This is a genomic window from Aeromicrobium erythreum, assembly GCF_001509405.1.
Classification (GTDB): domain Bacteria; phylum Actinomycetota; class Actinomycetes; order Propionibacteriales; family Nocardioidaceae; genus Aeromicrobium; species Aeromicrobium erythreum.
The window spans coordinates 2,861,315-2,884,673 of record NZ_CP011502.1; the positions used below are offsets into that span (position 1 = coordinate 2,861,315).

At 69.3% G+C, this 23,359-nt stretch carries 29 protein-coding genes; 1 reads left to right on the top strand and 28 read right to left on the bottom strand.

The genetic code is table 11. The features are described 5' to 3' along the window. Positions 1-15: 15 nt before the first annotated feature. The 23 genes from rplR to Aeryth_RS13685 all read right to left on the bottom strand — a co-directional run bounded on the left by rplR (position 16) and on the right by Aeryth_RS13685 (position 16,437). On the bottom strand, positions 16-399 hold the full coding sequence (rplR, locus tag Aeryth_RS13575) for a 50S ribosomal protein L18 (protein WP_067859771.1): 384 nt from the start codon (positions 397-399) through the stop codon (positions 16-18). Further along, positions 399-941 carry a 50S ribosomal protein L6 gene (gene rplF, locus Aeryth_RS13580; RefSeq protein ID WP_067859773.1) on the bottom strand — a complete coding sequence of 181 codons (543 nt, stop codon included), beginning with the start codon at positions 939-941 and terminating at the stop codon, positions 399-401. The genes rplR and rplF overlap by 1 nt, the downstream gene beginning before the upstream one ends. 15 nt (positions 942-956) lie before the next feature. After that, positions 957-1,364 carry a 30S ribosomal protein S8 gene (gene rpsH, locus Aeryth_RS13585; protein ID WP_067859776.1) on the bottom strand — a complete coding sequence of 136 codons (408 nt, stop codon included), beginning with the start codon at positions 1,362-1,364 and terminating at the stop codon, positions 957-959. Positions 1,365-1,490: 126 nt separating this feature from the next. Continuing rightward, positions 1,491-1,676, bottom strand: a complete 186-nt coding sequence (locus tag Aeryth_RS13590) for a type Z 30S ribosomal protein S14 (RefSeq protein ID WP_067859778.1) — start codon at positions 1,674-1,676, stop codon at positions 1,491-1,493. Between the two features lies 1 nt (position 1,677). After that, complete coding sequence (gene rplE / locus Aeryth_RS13595; protein WP_067859780.1) at positions 1,678-2,238, bottom strand: 50S ribosomal protein L5; 561 nt, start codon at positions 2,236-2,238, stop codon at positions 1,678-1,680. Between the two features lie 2 nt (positions 2,239-2,240). Beyond that, positions 2,241-2,612 carry a 50S ribosomal protein L24 gene (rplX, locus tag Aeryth_RS13600; RefSeq protein WP_067859786.1) on the bottom strand — a complete coding sequence of 124 codons (372 nt, stop codon included), beginning with the start codon at positions 2,610-2,612 and terminating at the stop codon, positions 2,241-2,243. Between the two features lie 2 nt (positions 2,613-2,614). Continuing rightward, the gene (rplN, locus tag Aeryth_RS13605; protein ID WP_056209423.1) at positions 2,615-2,983 is read right to left on the bottom strand and encodes a 50S ribosomal protein L14; all 369 of its coding nucleotides are present in this window, start codon (positions 2,981-2,983) and stop codon (positions 2,615-2,617) included. A gap of 7 nt (positions 2,984-2,990) precedes the next feature. Continuing rightward, complete coding sequence (gene rpsQ, locus Aeryth_RS13610; RefSeq protein WP_067859789.1) at positions 2,991-3,287, bottom strand: 30S ribosomal protein S17; 297 nt, start codon at positions 3,285-3,287, stop codon at positions 2,991-2,993. Then, positions 3,284-3,508 (bottom strand): 50S ribosomal protein L29, encoded by a 225-nt coding sequence (rpmC, locus tag Aeryth_RS13615; protein WP_067859792.1) that lies wholly within the window; start codon positions 3,506-3,508, stop codon positions 3,284-3,286. The genes rpsQ and rpmC overlap by 4 nt, the downstream gene beginning before the upstream one ends. Positions 3,509-3,510: 2 nt before the next feature. Beyond that, positions 3,511-3,933: a 50S ribosomal protein L16 gene (gene rplP, locus Aeryth_RS13620; RefSeq protein ID WP_067859795.1), complete on the bottom strand. Its 423-nt coding sequence runs from the start codon at positions 3,931-3,933 to the stop codon at positions 3,511-3,513. After that, entirely contained in the window at positions 3,933-4,751 is an 819-nt protein-coding gene (gene rpsC / locus Aeryth_RS13625; protein ID WP_067859801.1) for a 30S ribosomal protein S3, read from the bottom strand. The genes rplP and rpsC overlap by 1 nt, the downstream gene beginning before the upstream one ends. A 2-nt stretch (positions 4,752-4,753) precedes the next feature. Beyond that, positions 4,754-5,191, bottom strand: a complete 438-nt coding sequence (gene rplV / locus Aeryth_RS13630) for a 50S ribosomal protein L22 (RefSeq protein ID WP_083516451.1) — start codon at positions 5,189-5,191, stop codon at positions 4,754-4,756. Next, the gene (gene rpsS / locus Aeryth_RS13635; RefSeq protein WP_067859804.1) at positions 5,188-5,469 is read right to left on the bottom strand and encodes a 30S ribosomal protein S19; all 282 of its coding nucleotides are present in this window, start codon (positions 5,467-5,469) and stop codon (positions 5,188-5,190) included. The genes rplV and rpsS overlap by 4 nt, the downstream gene beginning before the upstream one ends. Before the next feature lie 33 nt (positions 5,470-5,502). After that, a complete protein-coding gene (rplB, locus tag Aeryth_RS13640) occupies positions 5,503-6,330 on the bottom strand; it encodes a 50S ribosomal protein L2 (RefSeq protein ID WP_067859807.1) in 828 nt (275 codons plus the stop codon). A 13-nt stretch (positions 6,331-6,343) separates the two neighbouring features. After that, on the bottom strand, positions 6,344-6,646 hold the full coding sequence (gene rplW, locus Aeryth_RS13645; protein WP_067859810.1) for a 50S ribosomal protein L23: 303 nt from the start codon (positions 6,644-6,646) through the stop codon (positions 6,344-6,346). A gap of 4 nt (positions 6,647-6,650) precedes the next feature. After that, entirely contained in the window at positions 6,651-7,622 is a 972-nt protein-coding gene (gene rplD, locus Aeryth_RS13650) for a 50S ribosomal protein L4, sunset domain variant (RefSeq protein ID WP_067859813.1), read from the bottom strand. Between the two features lie 3 nt (positions 7,623-7,625). Further along, positions 7,626-8,306, bottom strand: coding sequence for a 50S ribosomal protein L3 (gene rplC, locus Aeryth_RS13655; RefSeq protein WP_067859816.1), 681 nt, complete (start codon positions 8,304-8,306; stop codon positions 7,626-7,628). A gap of 17 nt (positions 8,307-8,323) precedes the next feature. Next, positions 8,324-8,632 (bottom strand): 30S ribosomal protein S10, encoded by a 309-nt coding sequence (rpsJ, locus tag Aeryth_RS13660; RefSeq protein WP_067859819.1) that lies wholly within the window; start codon positions 8,630-8,632, stop codon positions 8,324-8,326. A gap of 500 nt (positions 8,633-9,132) precedes the next feature. Next, the gene (locus Aeryth_RS13665) at positions 9,133-13,023 is read right to left on the bottom strand and encodes a non-ribosomal peptide synthetase (protein WP_144433793.1); all 3,891 of its coding nucleotides are present in this window, start codon (positions 13,021-13,023) and stop codon (positions 9,133-9,135) included. 49 nt (positions 13,024-13,072) lie between these two features. After that, positions 13,073-13,999 (bottom strand): EamA family transporter, encoded by a 927-nt coding sequence (locus Aeryth_RS13670; RefSeq protein ID WP_083516452.1) that lies wholly within the window; start codon positions 13,997-13,999, stop codon positions 13,073-13,075. Beyond that, the gene (upp, locus tag Aeryth_RS13675) at positions 13,996-14,745 is read right to left on the bottom strand and encodes a uracil phosphoribosyltransferase (RefSeq protein ID WP_067859826.1); all 750 of its coding nucleotides are present in this window, start codon (positions 14,743-14,745) and stop codon (positions 13,996-13,998) included. Before upp ends, Aeryth_RS13670 begins: the two co-directional genes overlap by 4 nt. Position 14,746: 1 nt before the next feature. Next, entirely contained in the window at positions 14,747-15,457 is a 711-nt protein-coding gene (locus Aeryth_RS13680) for an HAD family hydrolase (protein WP_067859828.1), read from the bottom strand. Further along, a complete protein-coding gene (locus tag Aeryth_RS13685; protein WP_083516453.1) occupies positions 15,454-16,437 on the bottom strand; it encodes a pseudouridine-5'-phosphate glycosidase in 984 nt (327 codons plus the stop codon). The genes Aeryth_RS13680 and Aeryth_RS13685 overlap by 4 nt, the downstream gene beginning before the upstream one ends. 84 nt (positions 16,438-16,521) lie before the next feature. Here Aeryth_RS13685 and Aeryth_RS13690 point away from each other — a divergent pair, with 84 nt between their 5' ends. Further along, a complete protein-coding gene (locus tag Aeryth_RS13690; protein ID WP_067859830.1) occupies positions 16,522-17,019 on the top strand; it encodes a MarR family winged helix-turn-helix transcriptional regulator in 498 nt (165 codons plus the stop codon). Between the two features lie 118 nt (positions 17,020-17,137). Here Aeryth_RS13690 and tuf read toward each other — a convergent pair whose 3' ends face one another. The 5 genes from tuf to fbaA all read right to left on the bottom strand — a co-directional run bounded on the left by tuf (position 17,138) and on the right by fbaA (position 23,335). Further along, entirely contained in the window at positions 17,138-18,331 is a 1,194-nt protein-coding gene (tuf, locus tag Aeryth_RS13695; RefSeq protein WP_067859832.1) for an elongation factor Tu, read from the bottom strand. Between the two features lie 108 nt (positions 18,332-18,439). Beyond that, positions 18,440-20,551: an elongation factor G gene (fusA, locus tag Aeryth_RS13700; protein WP_067859834.1), complete on the bottom strand. Its 2,112-nt coding sequence runs from the start codon at positions 20,549-20,551 to the stop codon at positions 18,440-18,442. 44 nt (positions 20,552-20,595) lie between these two features. Further along, the gene (gene rpsG, locus Aeryth_RS13705; RefSeq protein ID WP_067859836.1) at positions 20,596-21,066 is read right to left on the bottom strand and encodes a 30S ribosomal protein S7; all 471 of its coding nucleotides are present in this window, start codon (positions 21,064-21,066) and stop codon (positions 20,596-20,598) included. Then, complete coding sequence (rpsL, locus tag Aeryth_RS13710) at positions 21,066-21,440, bottom strand: 30S ribosomal protein S12 (RefSeq protein ID WP_067859838.1); 375 nt, start codon at positions 21,438-21,440, stop codon at positions 21,066-21,068. Before rpsL ends, rpsG begins: the two co-directional genes overlap by 1 nt. 875 nt (positions 21,441-22,315) lie before the next feature. Next, positions 22,316-23,335 (bottom strand): class II fructose-bisphosphate aldolase, encoded by a 1,020-nt coding sequence (gene fbaA, locus Aeryth_RS13715; RefSeq protein WP_067859840.1) that lies wholly within the window; start codon positions 23,333-23,335, stop codon positions 22,316-22,318. Between the last annotated feature and the right edge of the window lie 24 nt (positions 23,336-23,359).

Here is a 23,359-nt window from a genome sequence, read left to right on the forward strand (position 1 = left end):
TCGTCTTGGTGGACATCAGAACTCCAGCCCACCCTCGCGCGCGCCGTCGGCCAGGGCGGCCACGCGACCCGCGTAGCGGTTGCCCGCGCGGTCGAAGACGACGGCCTCGATGCCGGCAGCCTTCGCACGGTCGGCGACGAGCTCGCCGACCTTCTTCGCCTTGGCGGTCTTGTCGCCGTCGAAGGCGCGCAGGTCGGCCTCGAGGGTCGAGGCCGAGGCCAGCGTGTGTCCCTCGAGGTCGTTGACGACCTGGGCCACGATGTGCTTGCTGGAGCGGGTCACGACGAGACGAGGACGCTCGGGCGAGCCGTGCAGCTTCTTGCGGCCACGGATCTGGCGACGCGCGCGCGACGTGGCGCGGGCCGAGCGACCCTTGACCTGCTTGATGGAGACGGCCATCACTTACCAGCCTTTCCAGCCTTGCGCAGCACGCGCTCGCCGGCGTAACGGACACCCTTGCCCTTGTAGGGCTCGGGCTTGCGGATCTTGCGGATGTTCGCGGCGACCTCGCCGACCGACTGCTTGTCGATGCCGATGACCGAGAACTTGGTGGGGGCCTCCACGTTGAACGTGATGCCCTCGGGGGCCTTGACGATCACGGGGTGGCTGAAGCCGAGCGCGAACTCGAGCTCCGTCGGGCCCTTGGACAGGACGCGGTAGCCGACGCCCACGATCTCGAGCTTCTTCTCGTAGCCGTCGGTGACGCCGACGACCATGTTGCTGATGAGCGTGCGGCTCAGGCCGTGCAGGGCCTTGCTGCGACGCTCGTCGTCGGGACGCTGGACCTCGAGGCTGCCGTCCTCACCACGGTTGACCGTGATGGGCTCGGCGACGCGGTGCGAGAGCTCGCCCTTGGGGCCCTTGACGCGGACGTCCTGACCCTCGATGGTGACCTCGACGCCGTTCGGGACGGCGACGGGAAGCTTGCCGATGCGCGACATGTGTGTGCTCCTCCCTCACCAGACGTAGGCGAGGACTTCTCCGCCTACACCCTTGGTCGTGGCCTGACGATCGGTCAGCAGGCCCTGGCTGGTCGAGATGATGGCGACGCCCAGTCCACCGAGCACCTTCGGGAGGTTCGTGGACTTGGCGTACACCCGCAGGCCCGGCTTGCTGATGCGGCGGATGCCGGCGATCGAGCGCTCGCGCTGGGGGCCGTACTTGAGGGTCACGTGGAGGGACTTGCCCACCTCGCCCTCGGCGGGCTCGACGACCTTGTAGTCGGTGATGTACCCCTCCTGCTTCAGCAGGGCGAGCACGCCCTCCTTCAGCTTGGAGTAGGGCGCCGACACGTCGTCGTGGTACGCCTGGTTGCCGTTGCGGATCCGCGTGAGCAGGTCCGCGATCGGGTCGGTCATGGTCATGTGATGTTTCCGTTCCTGCCGTGGTTTCGCATCCCGTCCCCGGGCCCGGGTTCCCGGACGGGTGAGGGAGGACCTGCGACGGTCGTGGTGGAAGGGGTGGTGGTCAGCGGCACGAGGCCGACGAGTTCACCAGGAGGACTTGGTCACTCCGGGCAGCTCGCCGCGGTGGGCCATCTCGCGCAGGCAGATCCGGCACAGGCCGAACTTGCGGTACACGGACTTCGGACGGCCGCAGCGCTGGCAGCGCGTGTAGCCACGGACCGCGAACTTCGGCTTGCGGGCCGCCTTGATCTTGAGGCCGGTCTTCGCCATGTCAGTTCTCCTTGAAGGGGAAGCCCAGCTGCTTCAGCAGCGCGCGACCCTCGTCGTCGTTGGTGGCGGTGGTGACGATGGTGATGTCCATGCCCCGCGACCGGTCGATCTTGTCCTGGTCGATCTCGTGGAACATGACCTGCTCGGTCAGACCGAACGTGTAGTTGCCGCGACCGTCGAACTGCTTGCCGTTGAGGCCGCGAAAGTCGCGGATACGGGGCAGCGCCAGCGTGAGCAGGCGGTCGAGGAACTCCCACATGCGGTCGCCGCGCAGCGTGACGTGCGCACCGATCGGCATGCCCTCGCGCAGCTTGAACTGCGCGATGGACTTGCGAGCCTTGGTGACCTGCGGCTTCTGGCCGGTGATCGCCGTGAGGTCGCGGATGGCGCCCTCGATGAGCTTGCCGTCGCGGGCAGCCTCGCCGACACCCATGTTGACGACGATCTTCGTCAGTCCGGGCACCTGCATGACGTTCGCGTGGTCGAACTCCTCGCGCAGCGCCGGGAGGATCTCCTCGCGGTACTTGGCCTTCAGCCGCGGAGCGGTGGTCGTCTCAGCCATGCTCAGATCTCCTTTCCGGTCTTGGAGGACACGCGCACGGAGCGCTGCGCCTCGTAGCTGGAACCGTCGGGACGGTTCTTGGTGACGTCGTCGCGGCGGTGCGAGACGCGCGTCGTGGTCTTGTCGCCGTCGACGTCGACGACGAGCATCACGTTCGAGACGTGGATGGGGGCCTCACGCGTGATGATGCCGCCCTGGGTGCCGTCGGCACCGGCGCGGGTGTGGCGCTTGATGCGGTTCACGCCCTCGACGATGACGCGCTCGCGCTCGGCGAGCACCTCGATGACCTTGCCCTCGACGCCCTTGTCGGCACCCGCGATGACCTTGACCTGGTCACCCTTGCGGATCGACAGCGTTCGCTTGTTGCTGGCCATGTTCAGAGCACCTCCGGGGCGAGCGAGATGATCCGCATGAACTTCTTGTCGCGCAGCTCGCGGCCCACGGGGCCGAAGATGCGCGTTCCACGCGGGTCGCCGTCGGCCTTGAGGATGACGGCGGCGTTCTCGTCGAACTTGATGTACGAGCCGTCCGGACGGCGGCGCTCCTTGACGGTGCGCACGACCACGGCCTTGACGACGTCGCCCTTCTTGACGTTGCCGCCGGGGATGGCGTCCTTGACGGTGGCGACGATGGTGTCGCCGATACCGGCGTAGCGTCGACCCGAGCCGCCGAGCACGCGGATGCAGAGGATCTCCTTCGCACCGGTGTTGTCGGCGACCTTGAGTCGCGACTCCTGCTGAATCATCTGTCTCTCACTTCGCCTTCTCGAGGATCTCCACGACGCGCCAGCGCTTGGTGGCCGACAGCGGGCGGGTCTCCTGGATGAGCACACGGTCGCCGACGCCGGCCGCGTTGGCCTCGTCGTGCGCCTTGAGCTTCACGTTGCGTCGCAGCACCTTGCCGTACAGCGGGTGCTTCACGCGGTCCTCGACGATGACGACGACGGTCTTGTCCATCTTGTCGCTCGTGACGAGGCCCTCGCGCACCTTGCGGTAGTTGCGGGTGGTCTCGGTGTTCGTGGTCACGGTGTCCTTCTCGCTCGTGCTCATGCCTCGACCGCCTCGATGATGCCCAGCTCGCGCTCGGTCAGCACCGTGTAGATGCGGGCGATCTCGCGGCGGACCGTCTTCAGACGAGCCGTGTTGTCGAGCTGTCCCGTGGCGTTCTGGAAGCGCAGGTTGAACAGCTCTTCCTTGGCCTCGCGCAGCTTGGTCTCCAGAGCCTCGGCATCGAGGCCGCGCAGCTCTGCGGCAGTGGTCTTCGCAGCCATGCTCAGAACCCTCCCTCGGTGTCGCGGGTGATGAAGCGCGCCTTCATGGGCAGCTTGTGGATGGCGCGACGCATCGCCTCGCGCGCAACGTCCTCGGAGACACCCGAGAGCTCGAACATGACGCGTCCGGGCTTGACGTTCGCGACCCACCACTCGGGCGAGCCCTTGCCGGAGCCCATGCGGGTCTCGGCCGGCTTCTTGGTCAGCGGGCGGTCGGGGTAGATGTTGATCCACACCTTGCCGCCACGCTTGATGTGACGCGTCATGGCGATACGAGCGGACTCGATCTGACGGTTGGTCACGTAGTGACCCTCGACCGCCTGGATGCCGAAGTCGCCGAACGCCAGCTCCGTGCCGCCCTTCGCCATGCCGCGGCGCTTGGGGTGGTGCTGCTTGCGGTACTTGACCCTACGAGGCATCAACATCAGGACTGCCCTCCTTCGGTGGCAGCGCCGGCGCCGGCCGTGGCAGGAGCCTCGGCGGCGGGAGCGGCCTGCTCGGCCTGGGGAGCACCCTGGCCGGCCTGGTCGTCACGAGCGGGACGGCGCCCGCGCTGGGGGCGACGGCTGCCGGGAGCGGCGGCGCGACGCGCGGCCTCGGCCTCGCGCTCGGCGCGCGTGCCCGCGACCTCACCCTTGTAGATCCACACCTTGACGCCGATGCGACCGAAGGTGGTCTTGGCCTCGTAGAAGCCGTAGTCGACGTCGGCGCGGAGCGTGTGCAGGGGCACGCGGCCCTCGCGGTAGAACTCCGAGCGGCTCATCTCGGCGCCGCCGAGACGGCCCGAGCACTGGATGCGGATGCCCTTGGCGCCGGAGCGCATGGTCGTCTGCATCGCCTTGCGCATCGCACGACGGAACTGCACGCGACCGCTCAACTGCTCGGCCACGCCCTGCGCGACGAGCTGGGCGTCGAGCTCGGGCTGCTTGACCTCGAGGATGTTGAGCTGCACCTGCTTGCCGGTGAGCTTCTCCAGCTCGCCACGGATGCGGTCGGCCTCGGCGCCACGGCGACCGATGACGATGCCCGGACGCGCGGTGTGGATGTCGACGCGGACGCGGTCACGCGTGCGCTCGATCTCCACGCGGCTGATGCCGGCGCGGTCCATGCCCTTGGTGAGGAGCTTGCGGATCTTGACGTCCTCGCCGACGTAGCTGCTGTACAGCTTGTCGGCGTACCAGCGGCTCTTGTGGTCGGTGGAGATGCCCAGGCGGAAGCCGTGCGGGTTGATCTTCTGGCCCATGGTCAGCGACCGCCCTTCTTGGTGTTCTTGCGCGACTGCGGCACGTCGGCGGACGGCTGCACGACGACGGTGAGGTGGCTGGTGCGCTTGAGGATGCGGCTGGCCGAACCCTTCGCGCGCGGACGCCACCGCTTCATCGTCGGGCCCTCCTCGACCAGGAGCGTGGAGATCACGAGGTCGGACGCGTCCAGGCCCTCGGTGGTCACCGCGTTCGCGACGGCGGACTCGACCAGCTTGTAGAAGTTGGAGGCGACGGCCTGCGGGGCGAACTGCAGGATGGCGAGCGCCTCCTGCGTGTCCATGCCGCGGACCAGGTCGCCGACACGGCGAGCCTTCTGCGGGGTGACCCGCACGAAGCGGGCCACGGCGAACGCGCCCGCGGCGTCGCCCAGCAGGCGCGCACGACGCTCGCTCACGTTCTCTCGGGTAGCTGCACTCATCGCCTCTTGGCCTTTCGGTCGTCCTTCTCGTGACCGCGGAAGGTGCGGGTGGGGGCGAACTCGCCCAGCTTGTGCCCGACCATCGCGTCGGTGATGAACACGGGGACGTGCTTGCGGCCGTCGTGCACGGCGATCGTGTGTCCGATGAAGGACGGCAGGATCATCGAGCGACGCGACCAGGTCTTGATCACGGTGTGGGTTCCGGCATCGTTCTGAGCGTCCACCTTCTTCTCGAGGTGGCCGTCGACGAAGGGACCCTTCTTCAAACTACGGGGCATTCTCTACTCCTGGATTCCTGAGCTCGTCGAGGCTCAGCGGCCGGACTTGCGGCGGCGGACGATCATCTGGTCACTGGCCTTGCGCTTGCGCGTACGGCCCTCGGGCTTGCCCCAGGGCGAGACCGGGTGGCGACCACCCGAGGTCTTGCCCTCACCGCCACCGTGCGGGTGGTCGATCGGGTTCATGGCCACACCACGGACGGTCGGGCGCTTGCCCTTCCAGCGGTTGCGGCCGGCCTTGCCCCAGTTGATGTTGGACTGCTCGGCGTTGCCGACCTCGCCGATGGTGGCGCGGCAGCGGACGTCGACGTAGCGCATCTCGCCGGAGGGCAGACGCAGCTGGGCGCGCGAACCCTCCTTGGCGACGAGCTGCACGCGCACACCGGCGGAGCGGCCCATCTTGGCGCCACCACCCGGACGCAGCTCCACGGCGTGGATCTGCGTGCCGACGGGGATGTTGCGCAGCGGCAGGTTGTTGCCGACCTTGATGTCCGCGGTCGGGCCGGCCTCGATGGCCTGGCCCTGGCGGATGCCGTCGGGCGCGATGATGTAGCGCTTCTCGCCGTCGGCGTAGTGCAGGAGCGCGATGCGCGCGGTGCGGTTGGGGTCGTACTCGATGTGAGCGACCTTGGCCGGCACGCCGTCCTTGTCGTAGCGCTTGAAGTCGATCACGCGGTAGGCGCGCTTGTGACCGCCACCCTGGTGACGCGTGGTGATGCGACCCTGGTTGTTGCGGCCACCCTTCTTGGGCAGCGGCTCGACGAGGGACTTCTCCGGCGTGGTCCGGGTGATCTCGGCGAAGTCGGCGACGCTGGAGCCCCGACGGCCCGGCGTGGTCGGCTTGTACTTACGGATAGCCATGTCTGATCAGTCCTCAGCTCGGGCTCGAGAAGATGTCGATGCTCTGGCCAGCGGCGACGCTCACGATGGCCCGCTTGGTGTCCTTGCGCTTGCCGAGCCCGTTGCGGGTGCGGCGCGTCTTGCCCTTGCGGTTCAGCGTGTTCACGGCCGTCACCTTGACGCCGAACACGTTCTCGACGGCGATCTTGATCTCCGTCTTGTTCGCGTCCGGGTGAACCAGGAACGTGTACTTGTTGTCGTCGATGAGCGCGTACGTCTTCTCGGAGACGACGGGCGCGATCAGGACGTCGCGGTGGTCCTTGTGCAGGGTGCTCATGCGGTCACTCACCAGCCTTCTCGAAACCGGCGGCCTGCGCGGTCTCCTCGGTGTCGAACCAGACCTCGGCGACCGTCTGGTCGTACCAGGGGCTGTCCGGCGTGTGGAACTTCATCGAGTCGACGTTGCCCTTGATCTCGTGACCCTTGGGCGCGTTGCCGCTCTTGAGCGGGGCCTTGGAGCCGGGGCCGTAGGGCTGCGTCTTGGTCGCGCCCTCCGCGCCGGACTCCTCGGTCGCCGGGGCGGCCTCGGCCTGCGCCGGAGCCTCCTGGGCGGCCGGAGCCTTCTTCGCGGACGCCTTCTTCGCCGGCTTCGCGGCGGGCTTGGCGTCGGCCTCGACGACGGCCGCGCTGAGCGCGATCGTCTCGGCGCCCTCGGTGGAGCGCGCCGCGACGAACGCCTCGAAGGCGTCCTGCGTGAAGATCACGTCGTCGCTGAGCACGACGTCGTAGGTGTTCAGCTGGTCGAAGGTCAGCACGACGAGGTCGGTGACGTTGCGCAGGCTGAGGGCCGTGAGGGCGTCCTCACGGCGCACGACGACGAGCACCCGGCGACGCGTGGTCAGCTCGGCGATCGCGGCGACGGCGGCCTTGGTGGAGGGCGCCTCGCCCGTGACCAGCGACTCGACGACGTGCAGGCGACCCGAGCGGGCCCGGTCGGAGAGGGCGCCGCGCAGGGCGGCGGCCTTCATCTTCTTGGGCGTGCGCTGGTCGTAGCTGCGCGGCGTGGGCCCGTGCACGATGCCACCGCCGGTGAAGTGCGGCGCGCGGATCGAGCCGGCGCGGGCGCGACCCGTGCCCTTCTGGCGCCACGGCTTCTTGCCACCGCCGGACACCTCACCGCGCGACTTGACGTCGTGCGTGCCCTGACGGGCGGCGGCGAGCTGCGCGGTGACGACCTGGTGGATCAGGGGGATGTTCGTCTGCACGCCGAAGATGTCGACGGGCAGCGCGGCATCGATGGTCTTGACAGCCATGGATCAGGCTCCCTTCACGCCGGTGCTGGAGGCGGACTTGACCGCGGAGCGGACCACGACGAGTCCACCCTTCGGGCCGGGGACCGCACCCTTGACGAGGATGACGCCCTTGGCGACATCCACGGCGTGGACGGTCAGGTTCTGGGTGGTGACGGTCTCGGCGCCCATGTGGCCGGCCATGCGCAGACCCTTGAAGACGCGCCCGGGCGTGGCGCACGCACCGATCGAGCCGGGCTTGCGGTGGTTGCGGTGCGCGCCGTGCGAGGCGGACACACCGGCGAACCCGTGACGCTTCATGACGCCGGCGAAGCCCTTGCCCTTGCTGGTGGCGGTCACGTCGACCTCGTCGCCGGCGGCGAAGATCTCCGGGGAGATCTCCTGGCCGAGCGTGTAGTCACCGATCGCCTCGGTGCGGATCTCGACGACGTGACGGCGCGGCGTGACGCCGGCCTTCGCGAAGTGGCCGGCCTGCGGCTTGGTGATCTTGCGGCCGTCGATCTCGCCGAAGCCGATCTGGACGGCGGTGTAGCCGTCGGTCTCGGCGGTGCGGATCTGCGTGACCACGTTCGTCTCGGCGGCGAGGACGGTGACGGGGACGATCTTGCCCTCGTCGTCCCAGACCTGCGTCATGCCGAGCTTGCGGCCGAGGAGGCCGCGCGCGTTGACGGTGGAGGAGGTGCTCATGGTGTTCTCGTCCTCCCTCAGAGCTTGATCTCGATGTCGACACCGGCCGGCAGGTCGAGACGCATGAGCGAGTCGACGGTCTTCGGCGTCGGGTCGATGATGTCGATGAGCCGCTTGTGCGTACGCATCTCGAAGTGCTCGCGGCTGTCCTTGTACTTGTGCGGCGACCGGATCACGCAGAACACGTTCTTCTCGGTCGGCAGGGGCACGGGGCCGGCCACGGAGGCTCCGGTGCGCGTGACCGTGTCGACGATCTTGCGCGCCGAGGTGTCGATCACCTCGTGGTCATAGGCCTTGAGCCGGATACGGATCTTCTGTCCCGCCATGCTCTGGTCGTCCTTACTCTTCGTCAGCTTGGTGTGCCCCTGGGGCTTGTTCTCCCTGGAGGGGATCGCTCCCCTCCGCCCCCCGAGGTCGGGCGTGTCGCGGTGGTGGCCACGAGCGTGCGCGAACCTTCTGGAGTTGGGTGGTTGGACTTCCGGTCGCGGGCCGCGGCCTCCAGGGAGTCCGCGTCACGTCGCTTCCAGCAGTCAGGCCGGACACCGTGCGGCGCGCTCGTCGATCCCGGCGTGAGTTCCGGGCGGGCGCGCCCCAGCGATCCGGCCGGAGCAACCGCACTAGTCTGACAGACTCCCCCGCCCCAGCACAAATCGCCCTCCCACAGTCGTCCGCGTCGCCCCGGTGCGGCGCCGCTCGCCGTCGCGGACCTGCCCGGGGAAGCGCGACCAGGCGGCTCGCCTCAGCCGTGTCCAGCGCGTGCACGTCCGGGCACCCGCTCACACACGAGATCGCGCGCCGGTCCGGTCGCCGTCGTCGCCCGCCGACGTCATGCGAGCGCGGGCTCGCCCAGCAGGTCGGCCACCACCTGCACCCCCGGTCCACGGAGCACCTCGTAGTGGTCGACCGGGATCCTGACACGCTGCGGCACGAGATCCAGGTCCAGTCGGTCGAGGAAGGACCACCCGTCACCTTCGGCGTCGATCACGCGGGCTCTCTCGACCACCGCGCGCAGGTGTCCCGCCTCGGCAGCGCGCAGGCCGAAGGTGGCCAACACCACGTCGACGATGCGAGCGGCGAGACCCCGGTCGAGCTCGGGACGCTGCTCGCGCAGGAGCCGCTCGAAGCCTGACCGATCACGCGTCGCAGCGACGAGGACAGGCGCCGGCAGCCGACCGAGGAACACGGACCAGAGGATGGTCCGGAAGTAGGGATCGGCGAAGTCGGCCTCGCCAGCGGGGTCGGGCGCGTCGGGCACCAGCGGCGACCCGGGCGCGAGCAGCACCAGCTCGACGTCGATGCCACGCTGCGCCAGGCTGCACGCGACGTCGGTGGCGACCCGCGCCCCGAAGGAGTAACCGATGAACGTCGGCGCACCTGCCGAGAGCAGTGGCTCGATCTCCGCCAGGTCCGACCTCACGAGCTCGTCGACGTCGTCCACCGGACGTTCGCCCTCGTTGAGGCCCCGCGTCTGGACGGCGACCACCGGGCGGCCACGCGCGACGAGCCGGGCCAGCGGTGCGAGGCTCGCGGGGTAGCCGCCGAGGCCTGGCCACAGCACGATCGCCGGACCAACGCCGTCGACGAGCCGGACGAGCCGGCTCGCACTCGCGGGAGCCGGGTCGCCCTCGGCCTTCGCCACCCGCGCCGCGAGCTGACGCACCGTGCCGTGCGTGAAGAGCACGTGTACCGGCAGCGCAGCGCCCAGGCGGTCGTTGACCAGGTGCACGAGGCGCACCGCGGCGAGGCTGTTCCCGCCGGCCGCGAAGAAGTCCAGCTCGACATCGAGGACGTCCTGCCCCAGGACCTGCGTCCAGCAGTCGGCGATCCGCTGTTCGATCGGGCCGACCGGCGGCCTGTGCTCGCCGCGCGGGACCGTCGTCTCGTCCTCCAGCGCCGCGAGCAGTGCCGCCCGGTCGACCTTGCCGGTCGCACCGATCGGCATGCTGGGCACCACCATCACCCTGCTCGGCACCATGTATCGCGGCAGCGCCGCAGCGAGGTCGTCGCGCAGGATCTCCTGTGGGCCGCTCATGTGCACGACGTCCTCACGCATGTCCTCGGCACGCTGCTGGTCCTCGCTGACCCGACCGGCGAGCGCGATGTAGGACAGCTTGTCGCCGTCCTCCGGAACCAGTGCCGTGAGACGTGCCGCCGCGGGAAGCTCTCGACCCGACAACGAGGAGTATCCCGAGGAGAGCAGGCCGATGCCGACGGAGTTGTCCTGCAACCGGTGCAGCGCCCGGCCGAGCGCACGCAGGCCGGAGAGGCCCGCTGCGCGCGGGCACCGCAGCGCGACGGCGAACGCCGAGGCAGCGTAGCTGCGCTGGTTGATGGCGACGACGTGACGACGCTCGACGAGCTCGTCCCCGATCGGCTCGAGCGACGCCCCACGCCGCGACTCCGAAGCCTCACCGTCCAGCCGGACGCGGTACAGGCCGGGCCGCAGTCCGACCACCTGCCCGTGCACCTGGACGAGAACCTCGACCCCCTCCGGTCCGACCCCAGGGTCGGGACGCTCCGCGACGGGGAGGGTGGGGGCCACGAGGTCGACGGTGGTCCAGCAGACATCGCCCTCGACCCCGACCTCCGGCGGCACGGCGTCGTCCACGATGAGGACCGCACGGCCGTGTGCTGCGGCGACGTCGTCGAGCAGTCCGAGGAGGTGACCGACCTCGAAGGCCAGCACCTCGTCGACGTTGACGGCGTAGACCGAGCGGATGGCGTCCCGCACTCCTCGAAGGTGCAGGCGCACTCGCGCGGCCGGGCGGCCTTGATGGATGTTCGACGGTGGCGCGCCATCGCCGACTCGATGCAGCGCGTGACGTCGCGGGTGGTAGTAGTGCACGCCGTCGTCGAGACCGTGCACCCCCGACACCTCGACGTACACCTGGGTGGCGTACAGCGCACCGGGCGAGGCGTAGGCGTACTTCGGGAGCAGTCGGTCCTCGCTGTCGAAGGCCCCGAACCAGCGCAGCAGGTCGGCGACGTCGGCGAGGTCGGCGAGCGCGCGCGGTCCGGTCAGCGACAGCCGCTCGCCCTGCAGCAGCCGGAGCACGTGGTCCGACGTCACCGTCCCGCCCTCGAACGTCCGGTACGACGTGCGCCGGAAGGCCAGCTCCCGCTGCTCGGGTCGCCCGTCCTGCCCTGGTAGCACAGTGCCGGACGCCGCGTGCAGGTCGTGACGGACGCCGGGATCGGCGAGCTGGGCGTGAACCTGCGTGTGGTCGTCCTTGGACAGGTGGTGCTGTCCGGTCGCACCCTGGTCCATCAAGGGCGCCTCGTCGCTGTCGAGGACCACGAACGCCGCGAGGGTGCTCGCGCCGGTGCGCGGATCGACCCACGGGAGCACCTCGGCGTCGGCCACCCAGTGGTGCGCCTCGATGGCGGTCTTGACCTCGAGGGTCTCGATGCGATGCCCGTTGACCTTGACCTGGTCGTCGGACCGGCCGTGGAACTCGAGAAGTCCCGCCGCGTCCCGACGCACCAGGTCACCCGTCCGGTAGACGCGCCGGAGTGCACCTTCGAGGACGACGGACGGGAAGCGTTCCTCGGTCAGCTCGTCGAGACCGACGTAGCCGGCAGCGAGCTGCACCCCTCCGATGCACAGCTCACCCAGCTCACCGGTCGCGCACGGGGTGTCGTCGTCGCCCAGGACCACCGTCCACGACCCTGGAACCGGTCGACCGATCGACACAATCCCCCCAGCGTCGAGGTCGTCGGGCGTGACGACGTGCGCGGTGACGTTGATCGTCGTCTCCGTCGGACCGTAGAGGTTCACAAGTCGGGCCGACGGGTGAAGCTGCACGAGCTCACGCGCGAGCGACGCGGTGAGGGCTTCTCCCCCGCTGAACAGGGCGGTCAAGGAGGTGCACGTGGCGAAGCGCGGGATGGCGACCATGGCCGACCAGACCGTGGGGACGCACTGCAAGTGCGTGACCTGGTGCCGGTGCACGAGGGTGCACAGCTCGCCGACGTCACGGTGGGCGCCCTGCGGTGCGATCACGACCGTCGCGCCGGTCGCTCCAGCGAGAAGCTCCCACTGTGCGGCGTCGAAGCTCGTCGGCGTCTTGAACAGGATGCGCGCCCCCGGCCCCAGGTCGTGGTCGCTGCCAAGCCACCCTAGCTGCGCGACCAGCCCACGATGCCGGATCGAGACGCCCTTGGGTCGACCGGTGGTTCCCGAGGTGTAGATGACGTAGGCACGATGGTCAGGCCCGATCTCGACCCCGGTCCCGTCGGCGGTCTCGATCGTCAGGACGTCGGCGCTGCTCCTGTCCTCGACGATGAGGATCCCGACGCACGCCGGGAGGATCGACTCCGCACGCGCCCGCAGACCCGGAGCCGTCAGCACGAGGCGCAACCCTGAGTCGCGCGCCATCAGCTGGAGGCGAGGCGTCGGGTAGTCGACCGCGAGGGGGACGTACACCGCACCGGCGCGCAGCACGGCCCAGACGCTCACGACCAGGGAGCGACCCGGCTCCAGGAGCAGACCGACGCAGTCGCCGCGACCGACGCCGGCGTCCAGGAGACGGCGCGCGAGGATGCCGGCGTCGCGCCAGAGGCCCTCGAAGGTCAGGACCCCCTCGTCGTCGACGACGGCAGGCGCGTCGGGTCGATCGCGCACCACGCCGGCGAGCATCGCGACGACGGTCGGAGGACGGGAAGGGTGGCCGTGCCGGGGGCCCGCCGCGATCGCGGCTGTGAGGGGACTCGTCATGCTGGTGCTCCTGCGGTTCGGGTGGACGACGGTGTCGGAAGGGGCGGGCTCAGTGGGCTCCGCGGTCGCGGCGCGCCGCACGCAGACCGACGAGCTGGCCCGACGCAGCCCCGCCGAGGGCCAGCGCGAAGCCCAGGCACTGCAGGGGATCGAGGGACTGACCGAGCACGACCCAGCCGAGCACTGCGGCCATCAGCGGGCTGAGCATCCCCAGCAGCGCGGTGCTTGCCGGCGGCAGCTGCCGCGCGCCGTGCAGCCAGACGCCGTACCCGATGGCACCACCGACGAGAGCGAGCCACAGGTAGCCCAGGACCGCCGCCCCGTCGAGCACGAGGGCGCCGCTGTCGGTGAACGGCACGAGGGGCGCGATCACCACGCCCCCGACGACGAGCTGCCATGCCGTGCACGTGAGCGGGCGGTACCCGGCAGGGAGGCGCCAGCGGCTCGAGAGCAGGATCCCGACCGCCATGCTCGCCGTGCCGGCGATCGCTGCCGTGAGTCCCCAGGCGTCGACGGTCGTGCGCGAGGTGACGGTCATGAGCGCCACGCCGGCGGCCGCGACCACGGCGAGCGCCACCTGCCGCCGGGGCGGCTGTCGCCAACCGAGCGTCGCGGTGAGCGCGGCGATGATGAGAGGCTGCAGCGATCCGACGACGGCGGCCAGTCCACCAGGGAGTCGATACGCGCTGATGAACAGCAGCGGGAAGAAGGCTCCGATGTTGAGCACCCCCAGCACCACGGTGCGCAGTCGCCAACCGACAGGTGGCACGCCCGGTGCGATCGCGAGCAACAGCAGACCCGCGACCGCGGCGCGGAGGAAGCCTGCCGTCAGTGGACGATCGGGCGGCAGCATCTCCGTCGTGACGACGTAGGTGGTGCCCCACACGAGCGGCGCGATCGCCGCCAGCAGCGTCAGGCCGACGAGCGATGCCTGCGCCGGCGGCGACGGCGCGGGACGCACCTCCAACCCACTCATGCGGTCGTGCCGTAGAAGCGGTCACCGAAGTCGCCGATGCCGGGGTGCATGAATGCCTGGTCGGTGAGCCGTTCGTCCACGAAGCTGGTGACGACGCGCAGACCGGGGGCTGCCTGTGCCAGTCGCTCTAGCGCCGACGGGCAGGTGAGGACGTTGGCGAGGATCACGTCCTCGAGCAGCACACCGGCATCCAGGAGGGTGCTGAGCGCGAGCTGCACCGTGCCGGACGTGGCCATCATCGGGTCCAGCAGGATGACGTCGTGTCCGCGGGTCAGTCGCGGAAGCTTCGCGTAGAACAGCTGCGGCTGCGTGGTCACCGGATCGCGCTGGATCAGGATCTTGCCGAATCTGGTGTCCGGGACGATCTCCCGCAGCTCGTGCTCCATCGCGTCGCCGGCACGCGGTACCGAGACCGCCGTGAGCTGAGGCGCACGGGGAGTGGCGCCGGCGAAGGTCGCCCCGAGCGGGGTGCGCACCAGGTGCGGCTCGTGCCGTCGGACCGCGAGGGCCTCCTCTAGCACGAGCCGGATGATGCGGCGAGCGGCTCGCACGAACCCGGACTGCTCGGCCGTGTGGTCGCGGGCCGACGCGTGCAGGTGCACCAGGCCGGCAGTCCGCGACAAGCAGGTAAGTCGCAACGGGAGCGCCGCGACGGCGTCGGGCACGGCCGCCGATCCGACGAGGGTCCCGGCGAGAGCCGCGGGCGGGTGGGGGGTCGACTGGGCGATCAGGTGGTCCACGGTCATGTCAGGTCCTCGTCGGGGCGTGGTCGAGCAGGAGAAGGGTCAGCGCGTCGAGGTGCGACAGCACGTCGTGAGCTCCCGCCGCCCACAGGGTCTCGGCCGGGTCGACTCCGTGGTCGAGGCCCACGCAGTGCATTCCCGCAGCCCGAGCCATCTGGACGTCGTGTGCGGTGTCGCCCACCACGACACTGACGTCGGCATCACGGCCGAGGGCACGGAGAGCCTGGAGGGCGTGCTCAGCATGCGGCTTCGGGTGCTGCACGTCGTCCGCACCGACCACGACGGAGAAGGCATCGCAGATCCCGGCGGCGTCGAGGATCGCGACGGCGCTGTCGTGGTACTTGCTCGTCACGACGGCCAGCGACAGGCCGGCGTCCTTCAACTGCGCGACGCCGTCGAGGACGCCCGGGTAGAGCAGGCTCGCGGCCGCGGGCACGATCCGCTCACGGAACCGGCGCCGGTACTCCGCGACCGCCTCGGCACGCTCCGGCAGCGTCGCGCCGGGAGCGAGCCGAGCGACCATCACGTCGAGCGGCAGGCCGATGAGGCGGCGCGCTGCCTCTTCAGAAAGTGCAGTCCCCGTGGCGTTGCCCACGGCCGCCGCCAGCTCGCTGGCGATGGCTCGCGGCGTGTCGAGCAGCGTGCCGTCGAGGTCGAAGAGCACGCACTCCACGTGGCCCGACGCGGTCAGCGAGGCGCGCGCCGGCGTGGTCATCGCGCCTGCCGCGGCGGGGTCACGGCGAGTGCCGCGGCCACCTCGGCGCCGACGGCGGCGACCTGCAGCACGACGGCCTCGTTCGCGACGGAGGACCGACCAACGGTCGCGGCGGCGACCTCCCGGGTGAGGAAGTTCGTCACTGCCGCGCCCCGGACGCCCTCGGCGGCGGCCCGAACGAGCGCGCGTTCGATGGCCGCACCGACCTCCTGCTCGTCGAGCGCGTCGTCCACCGCGATGGGATGGGTCACGAGGACCGAGCCCGTACCCGGCAGCGTCCGGTGCAGACGGATCGCGTCGGCCAGCACCTGCGGATCGTCGATGCGCTGGGGGTTGGGCAGACCGCTGGACCGGCAGAGGAACGCAGGAAAGTCGTCGCAGCGGTACCCGATGACGGGCACGCCCCTGGTCTCGAGGAACTCCAGGGTTCGCGCGATGTCGAGCACCGACTTCACCCCGGCCGAGACGACCACGACACGCGACCGCGCGAGCTGGTGCAGGTCGGCGGACACGTCCATGGTGTCGCCGTAGTCCCGGTGCACTCCGCCGAGTCCCGCGGAGGCAACGACGTCGATGCCCGTCAGCTCCGCTACGGCCATGGCCGCGGAGATCGTCGTGGCGCCTGACCCCCTGCTCGCCACGGTGGCGGCGAGCTCACGGCTCCCGATCTTGCGCGCCCCCTCCGCGAGCCGTTCGTGCTCGTGCTGGACCAGCCCGACCACGACCGTTCCGTCGAGGACGGCCAGGCTCGCCGGCACGGCTCCTGAAGCGCGGACGCGACGCTCGCACTCCAGACCTGCGGCGACCCGTCGAGGCCCCGGGAGGCCGTTGGCGGTCACATTCGTCTCGAGCGCGACGACCGGCCGTCCGTCGTCCAGCGCCGCGCGTACCTCCTCTCCGAGACGGATCGGGACCTTCAGGTCGTCGGATCGCCGGATCGCCAGTGCAGCGCGTGGTGTCGTGAGCGTGGATCGGGTCATGGCTCTCACCCCCGCCGGATACCTTAGCGCTCATCCTTTCAATGCTCAACTATTGAAGTGAACAGCAAGTGTTAGTCTCGTGACGTGGGAGATCTCGTGGACGACGTGGTGGAGCAGTGGGGCCTCGAGCGGCCGGAGATCGACGTCAGCCCCATGCAGGTGGTCGGCAGGGTGAGTCGTGCTGCAGCCCTCCTGGACCGGCGCATCGCCAAGCGGCTGGCGACGTTCGACCTCCAGCCCGGGGAGTTCGACGTCCTGGCCACCCTGCTCCGGTCGGGGGCGCCCCACCGACTGCCGGTCGGTCGCCTCACGTCGCACACGATGGTGACCTCCGGCGCGGTCTCGCACCGACTCAACCGGCTCGAGGATCGGGGTCTGATCCAGCGATCGACCGAACCGACCAATCGACGCAGCGTCAACGTCCAGCTCACCCCGGCCGGTCGGGACCTCGTCGACGCCGCGCTCCCCGCGCACGTCGAGAACGAGGACTCGCTCCTCGCCCCCCTGGACGTCGACCAGCGACGACAGCTGGCCTCGCTGCTGCGCACCTTGCTGATCGGCCACGGCGACTCCCTGACCTGACGTCCGCGGCTCGGACCCGCCGGGGACGGGCGGGCCGTACTGCCTCGCCAGCACGACGAAGCCCCCCGGACCCGAAGGTCCGAGGGGCTTCGCTCAGCAGTGCTGGTGTGTCGTCAGATCACTTGTTGATCTTGGTGACACGGCCGGCGCCGACGGTACGGCCGCCCTCGCGGATGGCGAAGCGCAGGCCCTCCTCCATGGCGATCGGCTGGATGAGCTGGACGCTCATCTCGGTGTTGTCGCCGGGCATGACCATCTCGGTGCCCTCGGGCAGCGTGACGACGCCGGTGACGTCCGTGGTCCGGAAGTAGAACTGCGGACGGTAGTTGTTGAAGAACGGCGTGTGACGGCCACCCTCCTCCTTGGACAGGATGTAGACCTGGCCCTCGAACTCCGTGTGCGGGGTGGTCGAGCCGGGGGCGATGATGACCATGCCGCGCTCGACGTCCTCGCGCTTCGTACCACGGAGCAGGAGGCCGACGTTCTCGCCCGCCTGGCCCTCGTCGAGGAGCTTGCGGAACATCTCGATGCCGGTGACCGTCGTGGTCTGCTTGGTCTCACGGATGCCGACGATGTCGACGGTCTCGTTGACCTTGATGATGCCGCGCTCGATACGACCGGTGATGACGGTGCCACGACCGGTGATCGTGAAGACGTCCTCGACCGGCATGAGGAACGGCTTGTCCGTCTCACGCGGGGGCAGCGGGATGTACTCGTCGACCGCGTTCATGAGCTCGAGGATCGACTCGCCCCACTTGGCGTCACCCTGCAGCGCGGGGTGGGCCGCGACCTTGACGACGGGCACGTTGTCGCCGTCGAACTCCTGGTCCGACAGGAGCTCACGGACCTCGAGCTCGACGAGCTCCAGGATCTCCTCGTCGTCGACCATGTCGCACTTGTTGAGCGCGACGACCATGGCCGGGACGCCGACCTGGCGGGCCAGGAGGACGTGCTCACGCGTCTGCGGCATGGGGCCGTCGGTGGCGGCGACCACGAGGATCGCGCCGTCCATCTGCGCCGCACCCGTGATCATGTTCTTCACGTAGTCGGCGTGGCCGGGGCAGTCGACGTGGGCGTAGTGACGGTTCTCCGTCTGGTACTCCACGTGCGCGATCGAGATCGTGATGCCGCGCTGACGCTCCTCAGGAGCCTTGTCGATCTGGTCGAAGGCCGAGGCCTCGTTCAGGTCGGGGTACTTGTCGTGCAGCACCTTGGTGATCGCCGCGGTCAGCGTCGTCTTACCGTGGTCGATGTGACCGATGGTGCCGATGTTCATGTGCGGCTTGGTCCGCTCGAACTTCGCCTTAGCCACTGTGGGCTCCTCCTGGGTTGAGTGTTGCGCTGTCTGATGTGGTGCTGGGTCTGAAAGCCGTCGGGTCCCGCTGGGAGACCTAGGCCACCTTACCGATGACGCCGTTGGTTACTCGCCGCGGGCCTTCTTGATGATCTCCTCCGCGACGGCCTTGGGGACCTCGGCGTAGGAGTCGAACTGCATCGAGTACGAGGCACGGCCGGAGGTCTTGGACCTCAGGTCACCCACGTAGCCGAACATCTCCGAGAGCGGGACCAGGGCCTTGATGACCTTGGCTCCGCCGTAGCCCTCCTCCATCGCCTGGACCTGTCCACGGCGGGAGTTGAGGTCGCCGATCACGTCGCCCATGTAGTCCTCGGGCGTCGTGACCTCGACGGCGAACATCGGCTCGAGCAGGGCCGGGTCGGCCTTGCGCGCGGCCTCCTTGAAGGCCATGTTGCCGGCCAGCTTGAACGCCAGCTCGCTGGAGTCGACGTCGTGGTAGGCGCCGTCCTCGAGGGTGAACTTGACGTCGACCATCGGGTAGCCGGCGAGGACGCCGAACTCCATGGCCGCCTGTCCACCGGCGTCGACCGAGGGGATGTACTCCTTCGGCACGCGGCCACCGGTGACCTCGTTGACGAACTCGTAGCCGCCCTCGCCACCGGCGTCGGGGCCGTTGGGGGCCACGCCGATGACGACCTTGGCGAACTGCCCCGAACCACCGGTCTGCTTCTTGTGCGTGTAGCTGTGACCGGTGACGGCGCGCTTGATGGTCTCGCGGTACGCGACCTGCGGCTTGCCGACGTTGGCCTCGACCTTGAACTCGCGCTTCATGCGGTCGACCAGGATGTCGAGGTGCAGCTCGCCCATGCCGGCGATGATCGTCTGACCGGTCTCCTCGTCGGTGTGGACCTGGAACGTCGGGTCCTCCTCGGCGAGCTTCTGGATCGCGACGCCGAGCTTCTCCTGGTCGCTCTTCGTCTTCGGCTCGATGGCGACCTGGATGACCGGGTCGGGGAACGTCATCGACTCGAGGACGATCGGGCTCGCCGAGTCCGCCAGGGTCTCGCCCGTGGTGGTGTCCTTGAGGCCCATGACGGCCACGATCTGGCCGGCGCCGACCGACGCGATCTCCTCACGCTTGTTGGCGTGCATCTGGTAGACCTTGCCGATCCGCTCCTTGCGGCCCTTGGTGACGTTGAGCACCTGGGTGCCCGCCTCCAGACGACCGGAGTAGACGCGCACGAAGGTCAGCTTGCCCAGGTGCGGGTCGGTCGCGATCTTGAACGCCAGACCGGCGAACGGCGCGTCCTCCGACGGCGGACGGGTGGCCTCGACCGACTCGTCCTTCGCGTCGTGACCCTTGACGTCACCGACGTCGATCGGCGACGGCAGGAAGTCGACGACGGCGTCGAGCAGGGGCTGGACGCCCTTGTTCTTGAACGCCGTGCCGCACAGGACCGGGTTGAGCTGCGCCGCGAGCGTCGCGCGACGGATGGCCGCCTTCAGCTCCTCGACGGAGATGTCCTCGCCCTCGAGGTACTTCTCGGCGATCTCGTCGTCGACGTCGGACAGCGTCTCCAGCAGGGCCTCGCGACCCTCGGCGGCGGCGTCGGCCAGGTCGGCGGGGATGTCCTCGACGGTGTAGTCCTCACCGATCGTGGTCTCGCCGCGCCAGGTGAGCGCGCGCATGCCGACGAGGTCGACGACACCGAGGAAGTCGCTCTCGGCGCCGATCGGGATCTGCAGCACCAGCGGCGTGGCGCCGAGGCGCTCGCGGATGGTCTTGACGCAGAAGTCGAACGAGGCGCCCGTGCGGTCGAGCTTGTTGACGAAGCACATGCGCGGCACGCCGTACTTGTCGGCCTGACGCCACACGGTCTCGGACTGGGGCTCGACACCGGCGACACCGTCGAAGACGGCGACGGCACCGTCGAGGACGCGCAGCGAGCGCTCGACCTCGACCGTGAAGTCGACGTGCCCGGGGGTGTCGATGATGTTGATCTGGTGGTCCTTCCACCAGCAGGTGGTGGCGGCGGACGTGATCGTGATGCCGCGCTCCTGCTCCTGCTCCATCCAGTCCATGGTGGCGCCACCGTCGTGGACCTCACCGATCTTGTACGTGATCCCCGTGTAGAAGAGGATCCGCTCGGTGGTGGTGGTCTTGCCGGCATCGATGTGCGCCATGATGCCGATGTTGCGGACGCGGGTGAGGTCCGTCGTGATGTCGGTTGCCACGGTGAGCTACCAGTTCCTTACGTCGAAGATGGATGCTGCTGGGGTCACCAGCGGTAGTGGGCGAAGGCGCGGTTGGCCTCGGCCATCTTGTGCGTGTCCTCGCGCTTCTTGACGCTGCCGCCGAGGCCGTTGCTGGCGTCGAGGAGCTCGTTCATGAGGCGCTCGGCCATGGTCTTCTCGCGACGCTCGCCGGCGTACTTGACCAGCCAGCGCAGCGCGAGAGTGGTCTGACGCGCGGGGCGCACCTCGATCGGGACCTGGTAGGTCGCACCGCCGACACGACGGGACTTGACCTCCAGGGCCGGCTTGACGTTGTCGAGCGCACGCTTGAGCGTGACGACCGGGTCGGTGCCGGACTTGTCGCGGGTGCCCTCGAGCGCCGTGTAGACGATGCGCTGCGCGGTCTGCTTCTTGCCGTCCACGAGGATCTTGTTGATCAGCTGCGTGACGAGCTGGTTGTTGTAGACCGGGTCGGTCTCGGGAATCCGCTTCGGCGCGGGGCCCTTGCGAGGCATCAGCTCTTCTCCTTCTTCGCGCCGTAACGGCTGCGAGCCTGCTTGCGACCCTTGACACCCTGGGTGTCGAGGGAGCCGCGGACGATCTTGTAGCGCACACCCGGGAGGTCCTTCACACGACCACCACGCACGAGCACGATCGAGTGCTCCTGGAGGTTGTGACCCTCACCGGGGATGTAGGCCGTGACCTCGGTGCCCGAGGACAGGCGCACGCGAGCAACCTTGCGCAGCGCGGAGTTCGGCTTCTTCGGCGTGGTGGTGTACACGCGGGTGCACACACCGCGGCGCTGCGGCGAGCCCTTGAGGGCCGGCGTGCTGGTCTTGGTCACCTTGCTCTGGCGACCCTTGCGGACCAACTGGTTGATCGTGGGCACTACGAACTTCTTTCTTCAGGCGAGAAGGACTCTGAGTCGTGCTGCACTCGCCGCCGGAACTGGTGCGAGGTGGCGGGATGCGCGCAGCGTCCTGGACAATCCAGGCACAGCACTCAACAGTACCTCCCGGCACCAGCCCGGGCAAATTCCGGGGTGCGCGGTCGCGGTCGTCGTGCTGGTGGGCTCGGGCTGGGGGTGCGTCGGGGGGCTCCTCGCTCGACCTGCGGCTGCGCTGGCGCGGCTTCTCGCTCGAGTGGGGCTGCGTCGGCGCGGCTTCTCGTGGACCTGCGCTGCGAAAGGGCCTCGACCGGACGGCTGGGTGCGACGGAGGGTCGGGTTCTCGGGCTGTGGCCCGCGTTGGACGCAAGATTCTGCGTTTGCGCGGGCCATCGGTGGATCTGCCACCTTGTCAGCGCTCTACAGGTGGTAGATCCACCGCCGGCGGGGTCAGACGTGGCAACGCTTCTCCCTTCTCGTGGACCGTGCCACGAGAAGGGAGAAGCGCTGCCCTCCCCACCCCAAAGTGCACCCACGATTCTTCCTTCGTGCGACGAAGGACGAACACTTCTGCGTTCACGACGGGATCCCGTAGCAAACGCAGAAGCCTTGGACTCCAACCCACCAACGCAGATCCCTGCGTCCCACGCGGGCCACAGCCCGAGACCCCAGACCAGCGCCGCCGCCAACCGCCCGGTCGAGGCCCTTGCGGAGACCACCCCCAGCGCAAGCCGAGGCAGCGCACCAGCACGACGAGACCCCCGCAGGCAGCGCACCAGCAAGGTCACGACCCCGCAGGCAACGCACCAGCACCACCGACCCCCGACGCACCGCAGCCCCGACCTCGGCGAGGTCGGGGCTGCGGCGGGCGCGCTGCGTCAGAGGGTGGTGCCGGCGGAGCGGAGGTTCTGGCAGGCCTCGACGACGCGGGCGGACATGCCGGCCTCGGCGGCCTTGCCCCAGGCGCGGGGGTCGTAGGCCTTCTTGTTGCCGACCTCGCCGTCGACCTTGAGCACGCCGTCGTAGTTGCTGAACATGTGGTCGACGACGGGGCGGGTGAACGCGTACTGGGTGTCGGTGTCGACGTTCATCTTGACGACGCCGTAGTCGACGGCGGCGGAGATCTCCTCGGGCAGGGAGCCGGAGCCGCCGTGGAAGACGAAGTCGAACGCGTCCTCCTTGCCGTACTTGGCGGCGACGGCCTCCTGCGCGGCCTTCAGCACCTCGGGGCGCAGCTTGACGTTGCCCGGCTTGTACACGCCGTGCACGTTGCCGAACGTGAGCGCGGTCAGGTAGCGGCCCTTCTCGCCCAGACCGAGCGCCTCGACCGTGGCCAGTGCGTCCTCGGGGGTCGTGTAGAGGTGCTCGCCCATGCCGCCCTCGACGCCGTCCTCCTCGCCGCCGACGACGCCGATCTCGACCTCGAGGATGATGTGCGCGGCGGCGGCCTTCGCGAGCAGCTCCTGCGCGATGACGAGGTTCTCCTCGAGCGGCACGGCCGAGCCGTCCCACATGTGCGACTGGAAGTACGGCAGGCCGCCTCCCTTGACGCGCTCGGTGGAGGCCTCGATGAGCGGGCGGACGAAGCCGTCGAGCTTGTCCTTCGGGCAGTGGTCGGTGTGCAGGGCGACGTTGATCGGGTACTTCTTGGCGACCTCGTGCGCGAACGCGGCGAACCCGAGCGAGCCGGACACCATGTTCTTGACGGTGGGGCCCGAGAAGTAGTCGGCGCCGCCGGTGGAGACCTGGATGATGCCGTCGGACTCGGCCTCGGCGAAGCCGGCGAGGGCGGCGTTGAGCGTCTGCGACGACGACACGTTGATGGCCGGGAAGGCGAACGACTCGCTCTTGGCCTTGTCGAGCATCGCGGCGTAGGTCTCGGGGGTGGCGACGGGCATGGAGTCTCCTTGCAGGGCGGCCGG